Source organism: Pseudoduganella aquatica, from assembly GCF_020865585.1.
Classification (GTDB): domain Bacteria; phylum Pseudomonadota; class Gammaproteobacteria; order Burkholderiales; family Burkholderiaceae_D; genus Rugamonas; species Rugamonas aquatica_A.
Window position 1 is genome coordinate 2955158 of sequence record NZ_CP086370.1, and the last position, 12936, is coordinate 2968093.

The following is a 12936-nucleotide window of genomic DNA, read 5'->3' on the forward strand; positions in this document are numbered from 1 at the left end:
TCTCCTTCATTCGCCTTGCAGCAGCGGCGCGGCCGTTGCTGCCTGCAGTTCTTCAAAGCTCAGGCCGGGCGCCATTTCCAGCACGCGCAGGCCCTGCGGGGTCACGTCCAGCACCGCCAGGTCGGTGTAGATGCGGTTCACGCAGCCCACGCCGGTGAGCGGGTAGCTGCATTGCGCCACGATCTTGCTCTCGCCGGTCTTGGTCTGGTGGTCCATCATCACGAACACCTGCTTGGCGCCTATCGCCAGGTCCATCGCGCCGCCGACGGCGGGGATCGCATCCGGCGCGCCGGTGTGCCAGTTGGCCAGGTCGCCATTGGCCGCCACCTGGAACGCGCCCAGCACGCAGATGTCGAGGTGCCCGCCGCGCATCATGGCGAACGAATCGCCGTGGTGGAAGTAGGCGCCGCCGGTCAGCAGGGTCACCGGCTGCTTGCCGGCGTTGATCAGGTCTTCGTCTTCCTCGCCCTCGGCGGGTGCGGGCCCCATGCCCAGCAGGCCGTTCTCGCTATGCAGGAATACTTCGCGCTCGGCGGGCAGGTAGTTGGCCACCTTGGTCGGCAGGCCGATGCCCAGGTTGACGTAAGCGCCTTCGGGAATGTCCTGCGCCACGCGGGCGGCGATCTGGTCGCGGCTGTAACGGTTCATCATGCTGCCTCCTTTACCACGCGCTGGACGAAAATGCCGGGCGTGATGATCACTTCGGGATCGAGTTCGCCCAGCGCCACCACGTCGCGCACCTGGGCGATGGTGGTCTTGGCCGCCATGGCCATGATGGGGCCGAAATTGCGGGCCGCCTTGCGGTACACCAGGTTGCCCCAGCGGTCGCCGCGCAGCGCCTTGATGAGCGCGAAGTCGGCATGGATGGGCGACTCCAGCACGTACATGCGGCCGTTGATTTCGCGGGTTTCCTTGCCCTCGGCCAGCAGGGTGCCGTAGCCGGTGGGGGAGAAGAAGCCGCCGATGCCGGCGCCGGCGGCGCGGATGCGCTCGGCCAGGTTGCCTTGCGGGGTCAGTTCCAGTTCCACCTTGCCGGCGCGGTACAGGGCGTCGAAATGGTGCGAGTCGGCCTGGCGCGGGAAGGAGCAGATGATCTTGCGCACGCGGCCTGCGGCCAGCAGGGCGGCCAGGCCGGTGTCGCCGTTGCCGGCGTTGTTGTTGACGATGGTGAGTTCGCGCGCGCCTTGTTCGATCAGCGCGTCGATCAGCGCCGAGGGCATGCCGGCGTTGCCGAAGCCGCCTATCATCACCGTGGCGCCGTCGCCGATGTCGGCCACCGCGGCCTGCAGCGAGGGAGAGATTTTGTTGATCACGATATGCTTTCCAGCGGCGGAGCGCCGCGCTTGTTGGGTCCAGGCCTGTGTGCGATAATCGAACAATTGGCCGAATTTGCTACCAGTTCAGTGTATCCAGCCCTGATTTACCGGGCAACCGGCTGGAAACGAAGCTGTGCGGTAATCGAACGACTTTTCACGGAGCGCGCCTGCATGCCTAAAACCCCCGCCAGCCTGGAAGCGCCGGAACGCGTGAGCGAGGCCGAGGAAATCGATGCGCTGACCAGTCCCGATTTCATGACGTCGCTGGCGCGCGGCCTGTCTGTGCTGCGCGCCTTCAGCGACCAGCGCCGCAGCCTGACCATTGCCCAGATCAGCCACCGCACCGGCATCTCGCGCGCCGCAGTGCGGCGCTGCCTGCATACCCTGTGCGCGCTGGGCTACGCGGAGGCGGACGGCAACCAGTTCACGCTGCAGTCCAAGGTGCTGACGCTGGGCTACTCCTATTTGTCCTCCACGCCGCTGACGGTATCGACCGCGCCTTATCTGAACCGCATCAGCCGCACGCTGAATGAATCGTGCTCGCTGGCGGTGCTGCAGGAGGACGAGATCCTGTACGTGGCGCGTTCGGCCACGTCGCGCATCATGTCTGTGTCGCTCAACACCGGCAGCCGGCTGCCGGCGTATTGCACCTCGCTGGGCAGGGTGATGCTGGCGCAGCTGGCGCCGGAGGAACTGGACGCCTACCTGGCGCGCGTGAAGCTGAAGGCCTATACGGACAAGACCGTGGTGTCGGCCGCGCGGCTGCGCACCATACTTGATGAAGTGCGCGTCGCGGGCTACGCGCTGAACGACCAGGAACTGGAGGAGGGCCTGCGCTCGCTGGCGGTGCCGGTGCGCGGCGCGTCGGGCAATGTGCTGGCGGCGCTGAACGTGGGCGTGCAGGCCAGCCGTGTCAGCGCGGCCCGGATGATCGAGACATTCTTGCCGGTGCTGCGGGAGGGCGCCGGCGAGCTGTCGGTGCTGCTGCCGTAGCAATCAGACGACCGCCTCGCCCAAGTTCGGCTATCATACCGCCCGGTCCGCAATATTACCGCCAGCTTGTCTTGCGTGTAGAAGCATTGTAGGAAAACAAACGCAAGCAAGGGATGGTAATGAATGCAGTAGCAGCACGCCAGGGGAGTGCGGGCACGGCCCCCGCACAATTCGGCCTGATCAACCTGTTGAAAGCCGGCGCGGCGCAGCTGATTGTGCTGCACCACCTGGCCTTCTACGGCCCCATGTCCGGCCACGTGAGTGCGCTGGCGCCTGAACTGATGGCCTGGCTCACCGACCACGCGCGCATCGCCGTGCAGGTCTTCCTCGTGGCAGGCGGCTTCCTGGCCGCCAAATCGCTGTCGCCTTCCGGCCGCCCCGGCGTGGCCGCGCCGCTGAACACCATCTGGCGCCGCTACGCAAAGCTGGCGCCGCCCTTCCTGGCCGCCACACTGCTGGCCGCCGGCGCCAACGTGGTGGCCGGCGCCTGGATGACGCACGACTCCATTTCCGCGCCGCCCACTTTCGGCCAGCTCGGCGCGCACGCCTTGCTGCTGCACGGCGTGCTCGGTTACGAAGCCCTGTCGGCCGGCGCCTGGTATGTGGCCATCGACTTCCAGCTCTACGCCGCCATGGTGCTGATGCTGTGGCTGGCCGGCCGCCTGGCCGGCGGCGGCCAGCGCCCATGGTTGATGCCCGCCGTGATGCTCGCCGCCGTCAGCAGCTCGCTGCTGCATTTCAACCTGGACAGCAGCTGGGACAACTGGGCGCCGTACTTCTTCGGCAGCTACGGCCTCGGCGTGCTGGCCTGGTGGGCCAGCGACGCCAGGCGCAAACCCGGCGCGGTGGCCCTGCTGCTGGCCGTCCTCGTGCTGCCTACGCTGGCCGCGCTGGTGCTGGACTTCCGCATCCGCATCGCCGTGGCGCTGGCCGTGGCCTGCGTGCTGTTCGCCTTCGGCCGCGCCAGGCTGGCAGCAGACGCCGGCCGCGCATGGCAGGCGGTCAACGCGCTGGCGCGGACGTCGTACTCGGTATTCCTGATACACTTTCCGGTCTGCCTGATCGTGAACGCGGCCTTCACCCGCTACGCGCCGGCCGAACCTTACTGGCAGGCAGCGGGCATGCTGATCGCGTGGAGCGGAAGCCTGGCGGCGGGCGCCGTGTTCCACCGCTGGGTGGAAGTGCCGCTGGGCCGCGTGGTTACACTGGCGGTGCAGCATCTCGGCGCGCGCCCAGTACCGGCCTAACTGAAAGAGGAAAGCATCCGTGCCCTGGGACTATCCGCAAGCCTACACCTTACCGCTGCAGCCGCAGGAGCAGGACATCGACGGCCTGCAGCACACCAACAACGCCGTCTACGTGCGCTGGTGCGAGGCGATAGGCTGGTCCCATTCGGAAGCCCTGGGGCTGGCGCTGGCCGACTACCACCGCCTCGACCGCGCCATGGCCATCCGCAGCGCCTCCTACGACTACCTGCAGGCCACGCGCCTGGGCGAGCCGCTCACCCTGGGCACCTGGCTTACCGCCAGCGACGGCAAGATGACCATGGAGCGCCGCTTCCAGCTGATACGCAACAGCGACCAGGCCACCGTGCTGCGCGGCCGCTGGGAACTGATCTGCGTGGACATCAGCGCCGGCCGCGCGCGCCGCTTCCCGCCCGAGTTCAGCGCCATCTATCTGCCCGCCATGGTGGGCCAGGCGGACGCGCCCTAGCGGCTGGCTTACTGCCCGCCAAGCGCCGGGTTGTCCCGGCCCAGCCTGGCCTTGAGCAGCGCCGCCCATTCTCGCTTGGCGGACAACAGCCAGGCCGGGAGCCGGCCTAGCCGCTTCTCCAGCATCGCCTCGTAGAGCGATTCGGGCGCGACGTGGCGGCCCATGCTTTCCACCAGCCGCATGTTCGCGCTGTTCACATCGGAATACGGCCCGACATAGCCGACCAGAACCGGATTGACCGCCGTGTATGGACCGTACTGCTTCGCGTCCGAGTCAGGCAGACTCCACAGGTCCAGGATGCGGCTCTCGCCACGTTCCAGCTGCCCGGTCTGGTGGAAATTCCAGATAACCAGCCCCGCCAGATGGTTGGGCAGATCGGCATAATTGCCGCCCGAACCCCACATGCCACGGCTCTCAATCGCATCAAACAGCGTGTGGCGCGGGAAGTTGGCGTGGGAATCGATGCCGCGCGAGGCCGGCGCTATATTCCGCCAGAAGACCGAGCCGGCGGACTGGTGCGAGGCGCCGACCCCGTGCCACTGGCCCTCCGCCGTGACATCAAGGTTCAGTCCGATCAGGCTGTAGGTGGAAAACGTGGCGGCAAAGCTGAGGTGGCCGCTATTGCCGGCAATGGTGTTCAGCATTATCGTGTTGGCCGCCCCGGCGTGGATGACTGCCGGCTGCGTCACGTTCTCGAACTGATTGCCGCGCACCCAGGAGTGGACGGTTTGATCCAGTTCGACGCCGCAGAAACCGGAGTCGTGATAGGCATTCTTGTGATGAACGAAACGCTCGGTAAAGCTGCCCTCGAGCCGTATGCCTTCGAAGCCGACATTGCGCAGCACCGTGGCCTTGCTTGCGGTCCACGGCAGACGGGGATCGATGGACGTCGTCAACGGCGTCTTGAGGTGCAGGACCGCGCCGTCGACGCTTGCCACCTCGTGCATTTCCAATACCTTGACGCCCTGGCTGTTGATCTTGCTCCAGATCCGGCGCGTGGGCTTGCCTTCGAGATAGCTGGCGTTCGCGGCCGTGCTTTGCATCTCGATACGGACGAAATCACCCTGTTTGAAGCCGGCGGGGGCGGACAGCACGATGCGCGTGTCGCCCATGCGCGCCGGCGCTGCCAGGGGCGACGCCGGACCCGGCTGAACTTTGCCCGGCGTGAAGGTCACGAGGGCCGGCGCGGCCCACAACTGCGCCGGGTTGGCCGGAGCCAGTGCATTGACCATCTTGAAATGCGTCTGTCCTTGCTGGGCGCCGCGCAGCACCACGTCGCTGGCGGACACGATCAGGCGCCTGGGCGCCGGTCCGCTGTTGAGCAGATAGGTTCCAGCCTCGAACTGCACGATCCCGCCATGCGCCGCGCTGGCCGCGTCGATGGCGCGCTGGATCGCGTCGGTATCGTCCAGCGCGTCGCCCGGGATCGCGCCGTAGTCGGCCACCTTGAAGATCGCCGTGTTCACCGGCGCAATTTCCTGCTCGCCGTAACGGGCGCCGGCCCAGGAGAAATCGATGAAGGGGCGCTGCGCGACATCTTCGCCCTGGAAAGCCTGCCAGGCGCCGGGCTTTTCAGCCCATGCGGAGGATGCACAAAGTGTAAGGAGACAGAGGAGGGCGTTTTTCATGGCTGGCCGTAAAGAGAGGGTGTGTGAACGTTACCAGTCCTCCCCTGGAAAAGCAAGCCAAGGCGCCCTGAAGCGTTGCTTACAGCGGCAGCGCGGTCTCGTACTTCACTTCGCGCAGCGCCACGCTGGTGTTGACCTGCGACACGCCGTTCAGCTTCACCAGCACGTTGTGCAGGAAGTCGTGGTAGCCGTCCATGTCCGCCACCACGATCTTGACCAGGTAGTCCGCGTTGCCGGTGGTCTCGTAGCATTCCACCACTTCCGGCCGCAAACGCATGGCTTCCTCGAAATTTTTCACCACGCCTTCCTCGTGCCGCGCCAGCGTAATGTGCGCCATGCACACCACCGACAACCCCAGCTTGCGCCGGTCCACCAGCGCGGTGTAGCGGATGATGTAGCCGTTGTCCTCCAGCTCCTTCTGGCGGCGCCAGCATGGGCTGGCCGACATGCCTATCTTCTCGGCCAGTTCGTTGGATGAGATCCTGCCGTTCTTTTGCAATTCCGACAGGATTTTGACGGAAGCGGCATCCAGAGAATCGTTTTTCATGTTTTGTGCGGTTTTGCGAAAGAAAAAACCATTCTATTGCCTCCATCCGAACAAATAGAAGAAATATTTCGCCAGGAGCGCGATATCATTTCCGCACTATAAGTTCCCAATCCGAGACGCCCGCCCATGAATTCGATGACCTTGCCGCAGTCCCTCCTGCCTACGCTGGCCGATCCCGACTACGCCCTGTCCGACAACCTGACCCGCAGCCAGGGCCGGGTGTTCCTGACCGGCACCCAGGCCTTGGTGCGCCTGCTGTGCATGCAGAAGACTGCCGACGAGGCGCAAGGCCTGAACACGGGCGGCTTCGTCAGCGGCTACCGCGGCTCGCCGCTGGGCGCGGTGGACCAGGAACTGTGGCGCGCATCCGCGCTGCTGGAAAAGCACAACGTGCAGTTCCTGCCTGCGATTAACGAGGAGCTGGGCGCGACGGCGGTACTCGGCTCGCAGCAGGTGGAAGCCGATCCCACCCGCAAGGTCGACGGCGTGTTCGCCATGTGGTACGGCAAAGGCCCGGGCGTGGACCGCGCGGGCGACGCGCTCAAGCACGGCCACGTCTACGGCTCCTCGCCGCGCGGCGGCGTGCTGGTGATCCTGGGCGACGACCACGGCTGCGTGTCCTCGTCCATGCCGCACCAGAGCGAGCAGGCGCTGATCGCCTGGGGCATGCCGGTGATTAACCCGGCAAACATCCAGGAATATCTCGAATACGGCTTGTACGGCTGGGCGCTGTCGCGCTACTCGGGCGCGTGGTCCGGCTTCAAGGCCATCTCCGAAACCGTGGAGGGCGGCGCGGTGGTGGACCTGCCACAGTTGCCGCAATACGTGGCGCCCACCGGCTACACCGCGCCGCCGGACGGCCTGCACAACCGCTGGCCTGATCTGCCCGGACTGGCGCTGGAAGTGCGCGTGGAAGCCAAGCTGGAAGCGGTGCAGGCCTTCGCCCGCGCCAATTCCATCGACCGCCTGGTGGTGCCTGCGCCGGGCGCCGCCATCGGCATCATCAGCGCCGGCAAGGCTTACCTTGATTTGCTGGAAGCGCTGGAGCGCCTTGGCCTGCCTTTGAGCCGCCTGGAAGAGATGGGCGTGCGCCTGTATAAGCCGGGCCTGACCTATCCGCTCGAGCGCACGCGCCTGGCCGCGTTTGCGGAAGGCCTGCAGGAGATCCTGGTGGTGGAAGAGAAGGGCGCCGTGATCGAGCAGCAGGTGAAGAATTTGTTCTACAACCTGCCGCAGTCCGAACGGCCTGCCGTTATCGGCAAGACCGACCAGCACGGCCACTCCTTGCTGTCCGCGCTGGGAGAGCTGCGTCCGTCGCGCATCGCTCCCGCGCTGGTGCAATGGCTGGCGCCGCGTTACCCGGCGCTGGACCTGCAGCGCATGCTGCCGGACTTCTGCGCCGCCGAGCTGCTGTCCAACAGTGCCGACGGCGTCAAGCGCACGCCGTATTTCTGCTCCGGCTGCCCGCACAACACCTCCACCCGCGTGCCGGAAGGCAGCCGCGCCATGGCCGGCATTGGCTGCCACTTCATGGCAACGTGGATGAAGCGCGACACCAACTACCTGGCGCAGATGGGCGGCGAGGGCATCAGCTGGGTGGGCTCCTCGCGCTTCGTCGGCGAGAAGCACGTGTTCCAGAACCTGGGCGATGGCACTTATTACCATTCGGGCTCGCTGGCCATCCGGCAGGCGATTGCTGCGCGCACCAACATCACCTACAAAATCCTGTACAACGACGCGGTGGCCATGACCGGCGGCCAGCCGGTGGACGGCACGCTGTCCGTGCCGCAGATCGTGCAGCAGGTGGTGAGCGAGGGCGCGAAGAAAGTGGTGGTGGTCACCGACCAGCCGGAGAACTACAACGGCGTGACGCTGCCTGCGGGCGTGACGGTGCACCACCGCAGTGAACTGGACGCCATGCAGCGCATGCTGCGCGAGATCGCGGGCGTGACGGTGCTGGTGTACGACCAGACCTGCGCGGCCGAAAAGCGCCGCCGCCGCAAGAAGAACAAGCCGGACAAGGTGGTGTTCCCCGATCCGGCGCGCCGCATGGTGATCAACCCCGCCGTGTGCGAAGGCTGCGGCGACTGCGGCGTGCAGTCCAACTGCCTGTCCATCCTGCCGCTGGAAACGGAGCTGGGGCGCAAGCGCCAGATCGAACAGTCGTCCTGCAACAAGGACTACTCCTGCGTGGAAGGCTTCTGCCCGAGCTTCGTGTCGGTACTGGGCGGCACGCTGCGCAAGCCCGCCAGCGTGGCCTTGACGCTGTCGGACCTGGAGCAGGCGCTGGGCCGCTATCCAGCTCCCACGCCGCATGCCCTGGCCAAGCCGTTCGAGATACTGGTGGCGGGCGTGGGCGGCACCGGCATCGTGACCGTGGGCGCGCTGATCACCATGGCCGCGCACCTGGAAGGCAAGGGCGCCTCCACGCTGGACTTCATGGGCTTTGCGCAGAAGGGCGGCGCGGTGCTGTCGCACGTGCGCGTGGCCGCGTCGCCGTCGGCGCTGAACCAGGTGCGCATCGACCTGCAGCAGGCGGACGCCGTGTTTGCTTGCGACCTAGTGGTGGCGGCCATGCCCGACAGCCTGTCCGTCATGCGGCGCGGGCATACGCAAGTGGTGGCCAACGAGCGCGAGATCCCGACAGCCGAATTCACCCGCGACCGCGACGCCTCCATCAACAAGGACGGCCTGCTGGAGAAGCTCGCCTCGGCCGCAGGCGCAGACCGCGTGCTGCAACTGGACGCGCAGGAAATCGCCGCGCGCTTCCTGGGCGACCCCATCGGCGGCAACATCCTGCTGATGGGCTACGCGTGGCAAAAAGGCCTGGTGCCCGCCGGCCTGGAAGCGCTGATGCGCGCGATTGAACTGAACGGCGTCGCCATCGACATGAACAAGCGCGCCTTCATGCTGGGCCGCCTGGCCGCAGCCGACCAGGACGCGCTGGCGCGCCTTGCGCAGCCGCAGGAGAAGGTGATTCAGTTCGCCGCGCCCAAATCGCTGCCCGAGCTGGTGGCCTTCCGCGTCGAATGGCTGACCAAGTACCAGAACGCCGCCTACGCCGGCGTGTACGCCGACGCAGTGGCCGCCGTCGAGCGCAAAGAAATCGCGCTGGAAGGCGACGGCTCCAAGCGCGTGCTGAGCAAGTCCGTGGCGCGCAACCTGTTCAAGCTGATGGCCTACAAGGACGAATACGAAGTGGCGCGCCTGCACGCCGACCCCGCTTTCCGCGAGCAGATCGCAGCGCAATTCGAAGGGGACTACAAGCTGGGCTTCCATCTCGCGCCGCCGCTGCTGGCGCGCAAAAAGCCGGGTTCGGACGTGCCGGCCAAGATGGCCTTCGGCGGCTGGATGATGAAAGGCTTCGGCGGCCTGGCGCGCCTGAAAGGCCTGCGCGGCACGCCGCTGGACATCTTCGGCTACACGCAAGAGCGCCGCCGCGAGCGCGCCCTGCGCGACCGCTACCTGGCCTTCACCCGCGACCTCGCCGCCAGCCTCACGCCGCACAATAAAGCCGCCGCGCTCAAACTGGCGCAGCTGCCGGAGCAAGTGCGCGGCTACGGCCACGTCAAGCTGGCCGCGATGGATCAGGTGGATGATGCCTGGCCGCCGCTTCAGGCGGCGTTGTTGGCACCTCAAGCCACCGAAGCCACCGAACTTCAGCGCGCGAGGCTGTCGTCGATGTAGGCTTGAATGGCGGCTCGATGTCGCGGCTGGTCGGCAGCTTAGCGCTTCTGCGCAGGGAAGTAGGGGCTCTCCGGCGGTCCCAGATAGCTCGGCTTCAGTCCGCCAGTGTTGACCACTAGCCGTTGCAGTACCACGCCAGGGTCCAGCGCCCAGAATTTCAGCGTGTGCTTGCCAGCCGATTTCACCATGTGCGTGCTGGAGAATTTGGCCACGCCGTCAGACACGATCTTGCGCCAGTGGTCTTCGGATTCATCCGCATGGATATTGATTACCTGGGGCGCTTCATCGTCAAAGGAGATCGCGTAGCGGAAGCCGCTGCCTGGCATGAATTTAAGCGTCGGCGCAAGCACCGCTTCAACTTGCAGCTTGCCGGGATTGAAAATGTTTACGGCATATTGCAGCTGCATGCCATCGCGCAGATCGAGCGCCCCCGCATTCGCGGGCGATACGGTCATGCCGGACAAAGTACGGCCGTAGTCAGGAATCTTCAGCCAGCGGCGGCCCGGTGCGCTCGGCGCCGCCGTGTAGTGCTCTGCCTCGATGGCTATCACGCCGCGCGTCTCTACGTGCCCGGATGCCTGCTCCGGCCGCACTGCGGCAGGGTTGCGGACCGGGACGGCCACCTTCACGCTGGCCTTGTCCGGCCCGGTCACTGTCAGTTCCGCGCGGCTGTCGCCCAGTGGCGCCTGATCCCACTGCACATCAACTTCCACCAGCTGCGTTTTCTCGACGGTTCCACCGCTCGTACTCAGGCGCACCCAAGGCTGGTTGGCGGAGATGCTGAACGTAAAGGGCGTGCTTGAACGGTTGAACAGTTCGATGCGGCCAGCCTGCTTCTGAAACACGTCCAGCTGCGGCAGCACCAGCGGTTTGATCGGGAACACAGGCCATGCGACGGTCTCTCCTTCAAACGCTATCCCCATCTGGTCGCTAGGATGGATGCCGTTCGGAGCCGCAAGCTCGCCATTCACGGGAACGCGCAGCTCGCTCACAGCCGGCATCACATCGCGGTATGGCTGGTCCCAGTTGGTATAGCCGAAACGGGTCTGCGACATCATATGTTTCCACTTCCCGCCGCTGACGTCTTGCTGGTACTGGCGTGCCAGCTCCGCATCGTTGGCGAACAGCGCGCGCACCCTGGCCGCCATGTCGTTGGCGGTGATCCTGCCCTGGTTCGCGTAAAGGCGGTTCATGCCGGCGCTCACGTACATGTCCAGCGCGTTGGCCGAAGCGCGCACAGGATACTCCACCAACTGGAAGAACGCGTCGCGCTGCTGCGGCGGCAGGGCTGCAGCGAGGCGCCGTGAGCGCTCGGCCAGGCCGTTGTAGGCGTTGACCACGCGTTCGGCCTCCCGGTAGTTCACCAGGCTGAAGGTGGCCGGATCGAGCTGCTCGGGGCGGCGGCGCGCGTTGAAGCGCGTGTACTGGTTGACGATATCGGCAATGTCGTCCGCGTGGGCTGCGCCGAATTCGCGCGCAGCCCACTGTTTCAGATAGTCGCCCAGGCGTTCGGCCGGCCAAACCTTCGGGTCCCAGGCGTAGCTAAGGAAGAACTCGGTCGGTATTTCCATGGGCTTCAGGTCGCCGACGTTGACCACCCACATGCGGTCCGCCCCAAACTCGCTGGCCAGGTTCATTTGTTCCCACACCTTGGAGATCTGGGTCACGTTGAGCCATTTGTAGGAGCGCGGTACGCCCACGTAGTCGAAGTGGTAGTAGATGCCGGCGCCGCCGCTGCGCCGGCGTTCCTCCGCTGTCGGCAGGCGGCGGATATTGCCCCAGTTGTCGTCGCACATCAGCAGCAGCAGGTCGTCCGGCACGCGCATGCCTTTGTCGTAGTATTCCTGCACTTCCTTGTATAAGGCCCATAACTGCGGCACCGTGGCCGGATCCTTGTTCCACTCGGCTGCAATCAGCTTGCGCTGGTCGTTCACGATGTTCTGCAACAGAGACACGTTGGCTTGCTCGGACATGGGCTCGTCGCCGTCGCCCCGCATCGCCATCGTGATCACCTGTTCGTAGTCGTGGCTGTTGCGCAGGCCTTCGGCCCAGAACTTGCGCAAGGCATCGCCATTCTTCTCGTAGTCCCACGGTCCTTTGCCGTAACGGTGCCATTCCTGCTGCGAGCGCATCATCGGCTCGTGATGCGAGGTGCCCATCACAATCCCCATCTCATTGGCCAGCCTGGCGTTTTCCTTGTCGTCGTCGTTGAACGCCGAGTACCACATGGCAGGCCACAGGTAGTTGGAGCGCATCCGCAGCATCAGTTCAAACAGCTTTTCGTAGAACTGGTGATTGAAGCCGCCGAATTTGTCCTTGGCCCAGTTGGTCAGCGCGGGCGCCTCGTCGTTGAGGAAGATGCCGCGGTACTTCACGGCAGGGCGGTCATTCACCAGTGTGCCGAATGGTACTACAGCGCGGTCCTTGTGGGGAACCGGCACGTCCGCCCACCAATACCATGGTGACACGCCCAACTGCTCGGACAGCGTGTAGATGCCGAAGATCGTGCCGCGTTTGTCGCTGCCGGCGATCACCAGTGCGCGCGCCACGCCGGGCATGGGTGATTTAACCGCTTGCACCAGGTAGCCTTCCCACTGGTCCTTGATGGCGCTGGCGTCGAGCTTCTTTTGTACGATCAACTGGTCGATCAGGCGGCTGTGTCCGATGGTGCCGATCAGGATCACGTCCTGGCCGCCAGCTGCACTGGTTGCGTTTTGCAGGCTTAATGCGGGGCGCTGGCCACCCACTTTTTCGATGTCGTTTTGAAGGTCGCGCGCAGCACGCAGCACGCCGGGGTAATCATCGCCATCCAAATGGATGGCGGCTGCTTTTCCGCGCGAGATCAGTTCCACGCCGGCGGCCGTGCCGGAGTCCACGAACTTCTTTTGCCCAATCGCCAACGCGTTTGGCGACGCGGCCAGGCAGGCGATTGCAAAGCTTGAAACCAGTGCGCACAGCAATTTCATCCGCATTACCTTTATCTTTAGAAAATTTGATACCATTTTATAACATAAAAAGAATAGCGCAATCATTCTTCGCACCCTCTCGTGGT

General features: G+C 65.2%; 9 protein-coding genes. 4 read left to right on the forward strand and 5 right to left on the reverse strand.

Annotation, left to right across the window (positions count from 1 at the left end; all coding sequences use genetic code 11):
- Positions 1 to 6: 6 nt before the first annotated feature.
- Both KT882_RS13160 and KT882_RS13165 read right to left on the reverse strand, forming a co-directional pair.
- Positions 7 to 648: a CoA transferase subunit B gene (locus KT882_RS13160; protein ID WP_228896624.1), complete on the reverse strand. Its 642-nt coding sequence runs from the start codon at positions 646 to 648 to the stop codon at positions 7 to 9.
- Positions 648 to 1313 carry a 3-oxoacid CoA-transferase subunit A gene (locus KT882_RS13165; RefSeq protein ID WP_107870255.1) on the reverse strand — a complete coding sequence of 222 codons (666 nt, stop codon included), beginning with the start codon at positions 1311 to 1313 and terminating at the stop codon, positions 648 to 650. Before KT882_RS13165 ends, KT882_RS13160 begins: the two co-directional genes overlap by 1 nt.
- Positions 1314 to 1487: 174 nt before the next feature.
- On the opposite strand from KT882_RS13165, the gene KT882_RS13170 reads away from it, so the two are divergent.
- The 3 genes from KT882_RS13170 (at position 1488) to KT882_RS13180 (ending at position 4022) form a co-directional block, all read left to right on the forward strand.
- Positions 1488 to 2309, forward strand: a complete 822-nt coding sequence (locus KT882_RS13170; protein ID WP_161072085.1) for an IclR family transcriptional regulator domain-containing protein — start codon at positions 1488 to 1490, stop codon at positions 2307 to 2309.
- Between the two features lie 119 nt (positions 2310 to 2428).
- Positions 2429 to 3556: an acyltransferase family protein gene (locus KT882_RS13175; protein WP_161072084.1), complete on the forward strand. Its 1128-nt coding sequence runs from the start codon at positions 2429 to 2431 to the stop codon at positions 3554 to 3556.
- A 19-nt stretch (positions 3557 to 3575) separates the two neighbouring features.
- Positions 3576 to 4022 (forward strand): acyl-CoA thioesterase, encoded by a 447-nt coding sequence (locus tag KT882_RS13180; RefSeq protein ID WP_228896091.1) that lies wholly within the window; start codon positions 3576 to 3578, stop codon positions 4020 to 4022.
- A gap of 8 nt (positions 4023 to 4030) precedes the next feature.
- On the opposite strand, the gene KT882_RS13185 is transcribed toward KT882_RS13180, so the two are convergent.
- Positions 4031 to 5650, reverse strand: a complete 1620-nt coding sequence (locus KT882_RS13185) for a DUF4955 domain-containing protein (protein WP_161072082.1) — start codon at positions 5648 to 5650, stop codon at positions 4031 to 4033.
- A 79-nt stretch (positions 5651 to 5729) separates the two neighbouring features.
- Entirely contained in the window at positions 5730 to 6197 is a 468-nt protein-coding gene (locus KT882_RS13190) for an Lrp/AsnC family transcriptional regulator (RefSeq protein WP_161072081.1), read from the reverse strand.
- A gap of 126 nt (positions 6198 to 6323) precedes the next feature.
- Between KT882_RS13190 and KT882_RS13195 the strand changes: the two genes are divergently transcribed.
- Positions 6324 to 9884 carry an indolepyruvate ferredoxin oxidoreductase family protein gene (locus KT882_RS13195; RefSeq protein WP_407682039.1) on the forward strand — a complete coding sequence of 1187 codons (3561 nt, stop codon included), beginning with the start codon at positions 6324 to 6326 and terminating at the stop codon, positions 9882 to 9884.
- Between the two features lie 38 nt (positions 9885 to 9922).
- Here KT882_RS13195 and KT882_RS13200 read toward each other — a convergent pair whose 3' ends face one another.
- On the reverse strand, positions 9923 to 12856 hold the full coding sequence (locus KT882_RS13200) for a glycosyl hydrolase 115 family protein (RefSeq protein WP_228896094.1): 2934 nt from the start codon (positions 12854 to 12856) through the stop codon (positions 9923 to 9925).
- Between the last annotated feature and the right edge of the window lie 80 nt (positions 12857 to 12936).

Coding starts and splice junctions, on each gene's coding strand:
- KT882_RS13160 (WP_228896624.1), bottom strand. CDS start 648: ATGAACCGTTACAGCCGCGACCAGATCGCCGCCCGCGTGGCGCAGGAC.
- KT882_RS13170 (WP_161072085.1), top strand. CDS start 1,488: ATGCCTAAAACCCCCGCCAGCCTGGAAGCGCCGGAACGCGTGAGCGAG.
- KT882_RS13175 (WP_161072084.1), top strand. CDS start 2,429: ATGAATGCAGTAGCAGCACGCCAGGGGAGTGCGGGCACGGCCCCCGCA.
- KT882_RS13185 (WP_161072082.1), bottom strand. CDS start 5,650: ATGAAAAACGCCCTCCTCTGTCTCCTTACACTTTGTGCATCCTCCGCA.
- KT882_RS13190 (WP_161072081.1), bottom strand. CDS start 6,197: ATGAAAAACGATTCTCTGGATGCCGCTTCCGTCAAAATCCTGTCGGAA.
- KT882_RS13195 (WP_407682039.1), top strand. CDS start 6,324: ATGAATTCGATGACCTTGCCGCAGTCCCTCCTGCCTACGCTGGCCGAT.
- KT882_RS13200 (WP_228896094.1), bottom strand. CDS start 12,856: ATGCGGATGAAATTGCTGTGCGCACTGGTTTCAAGCTTTGCAATCGCC.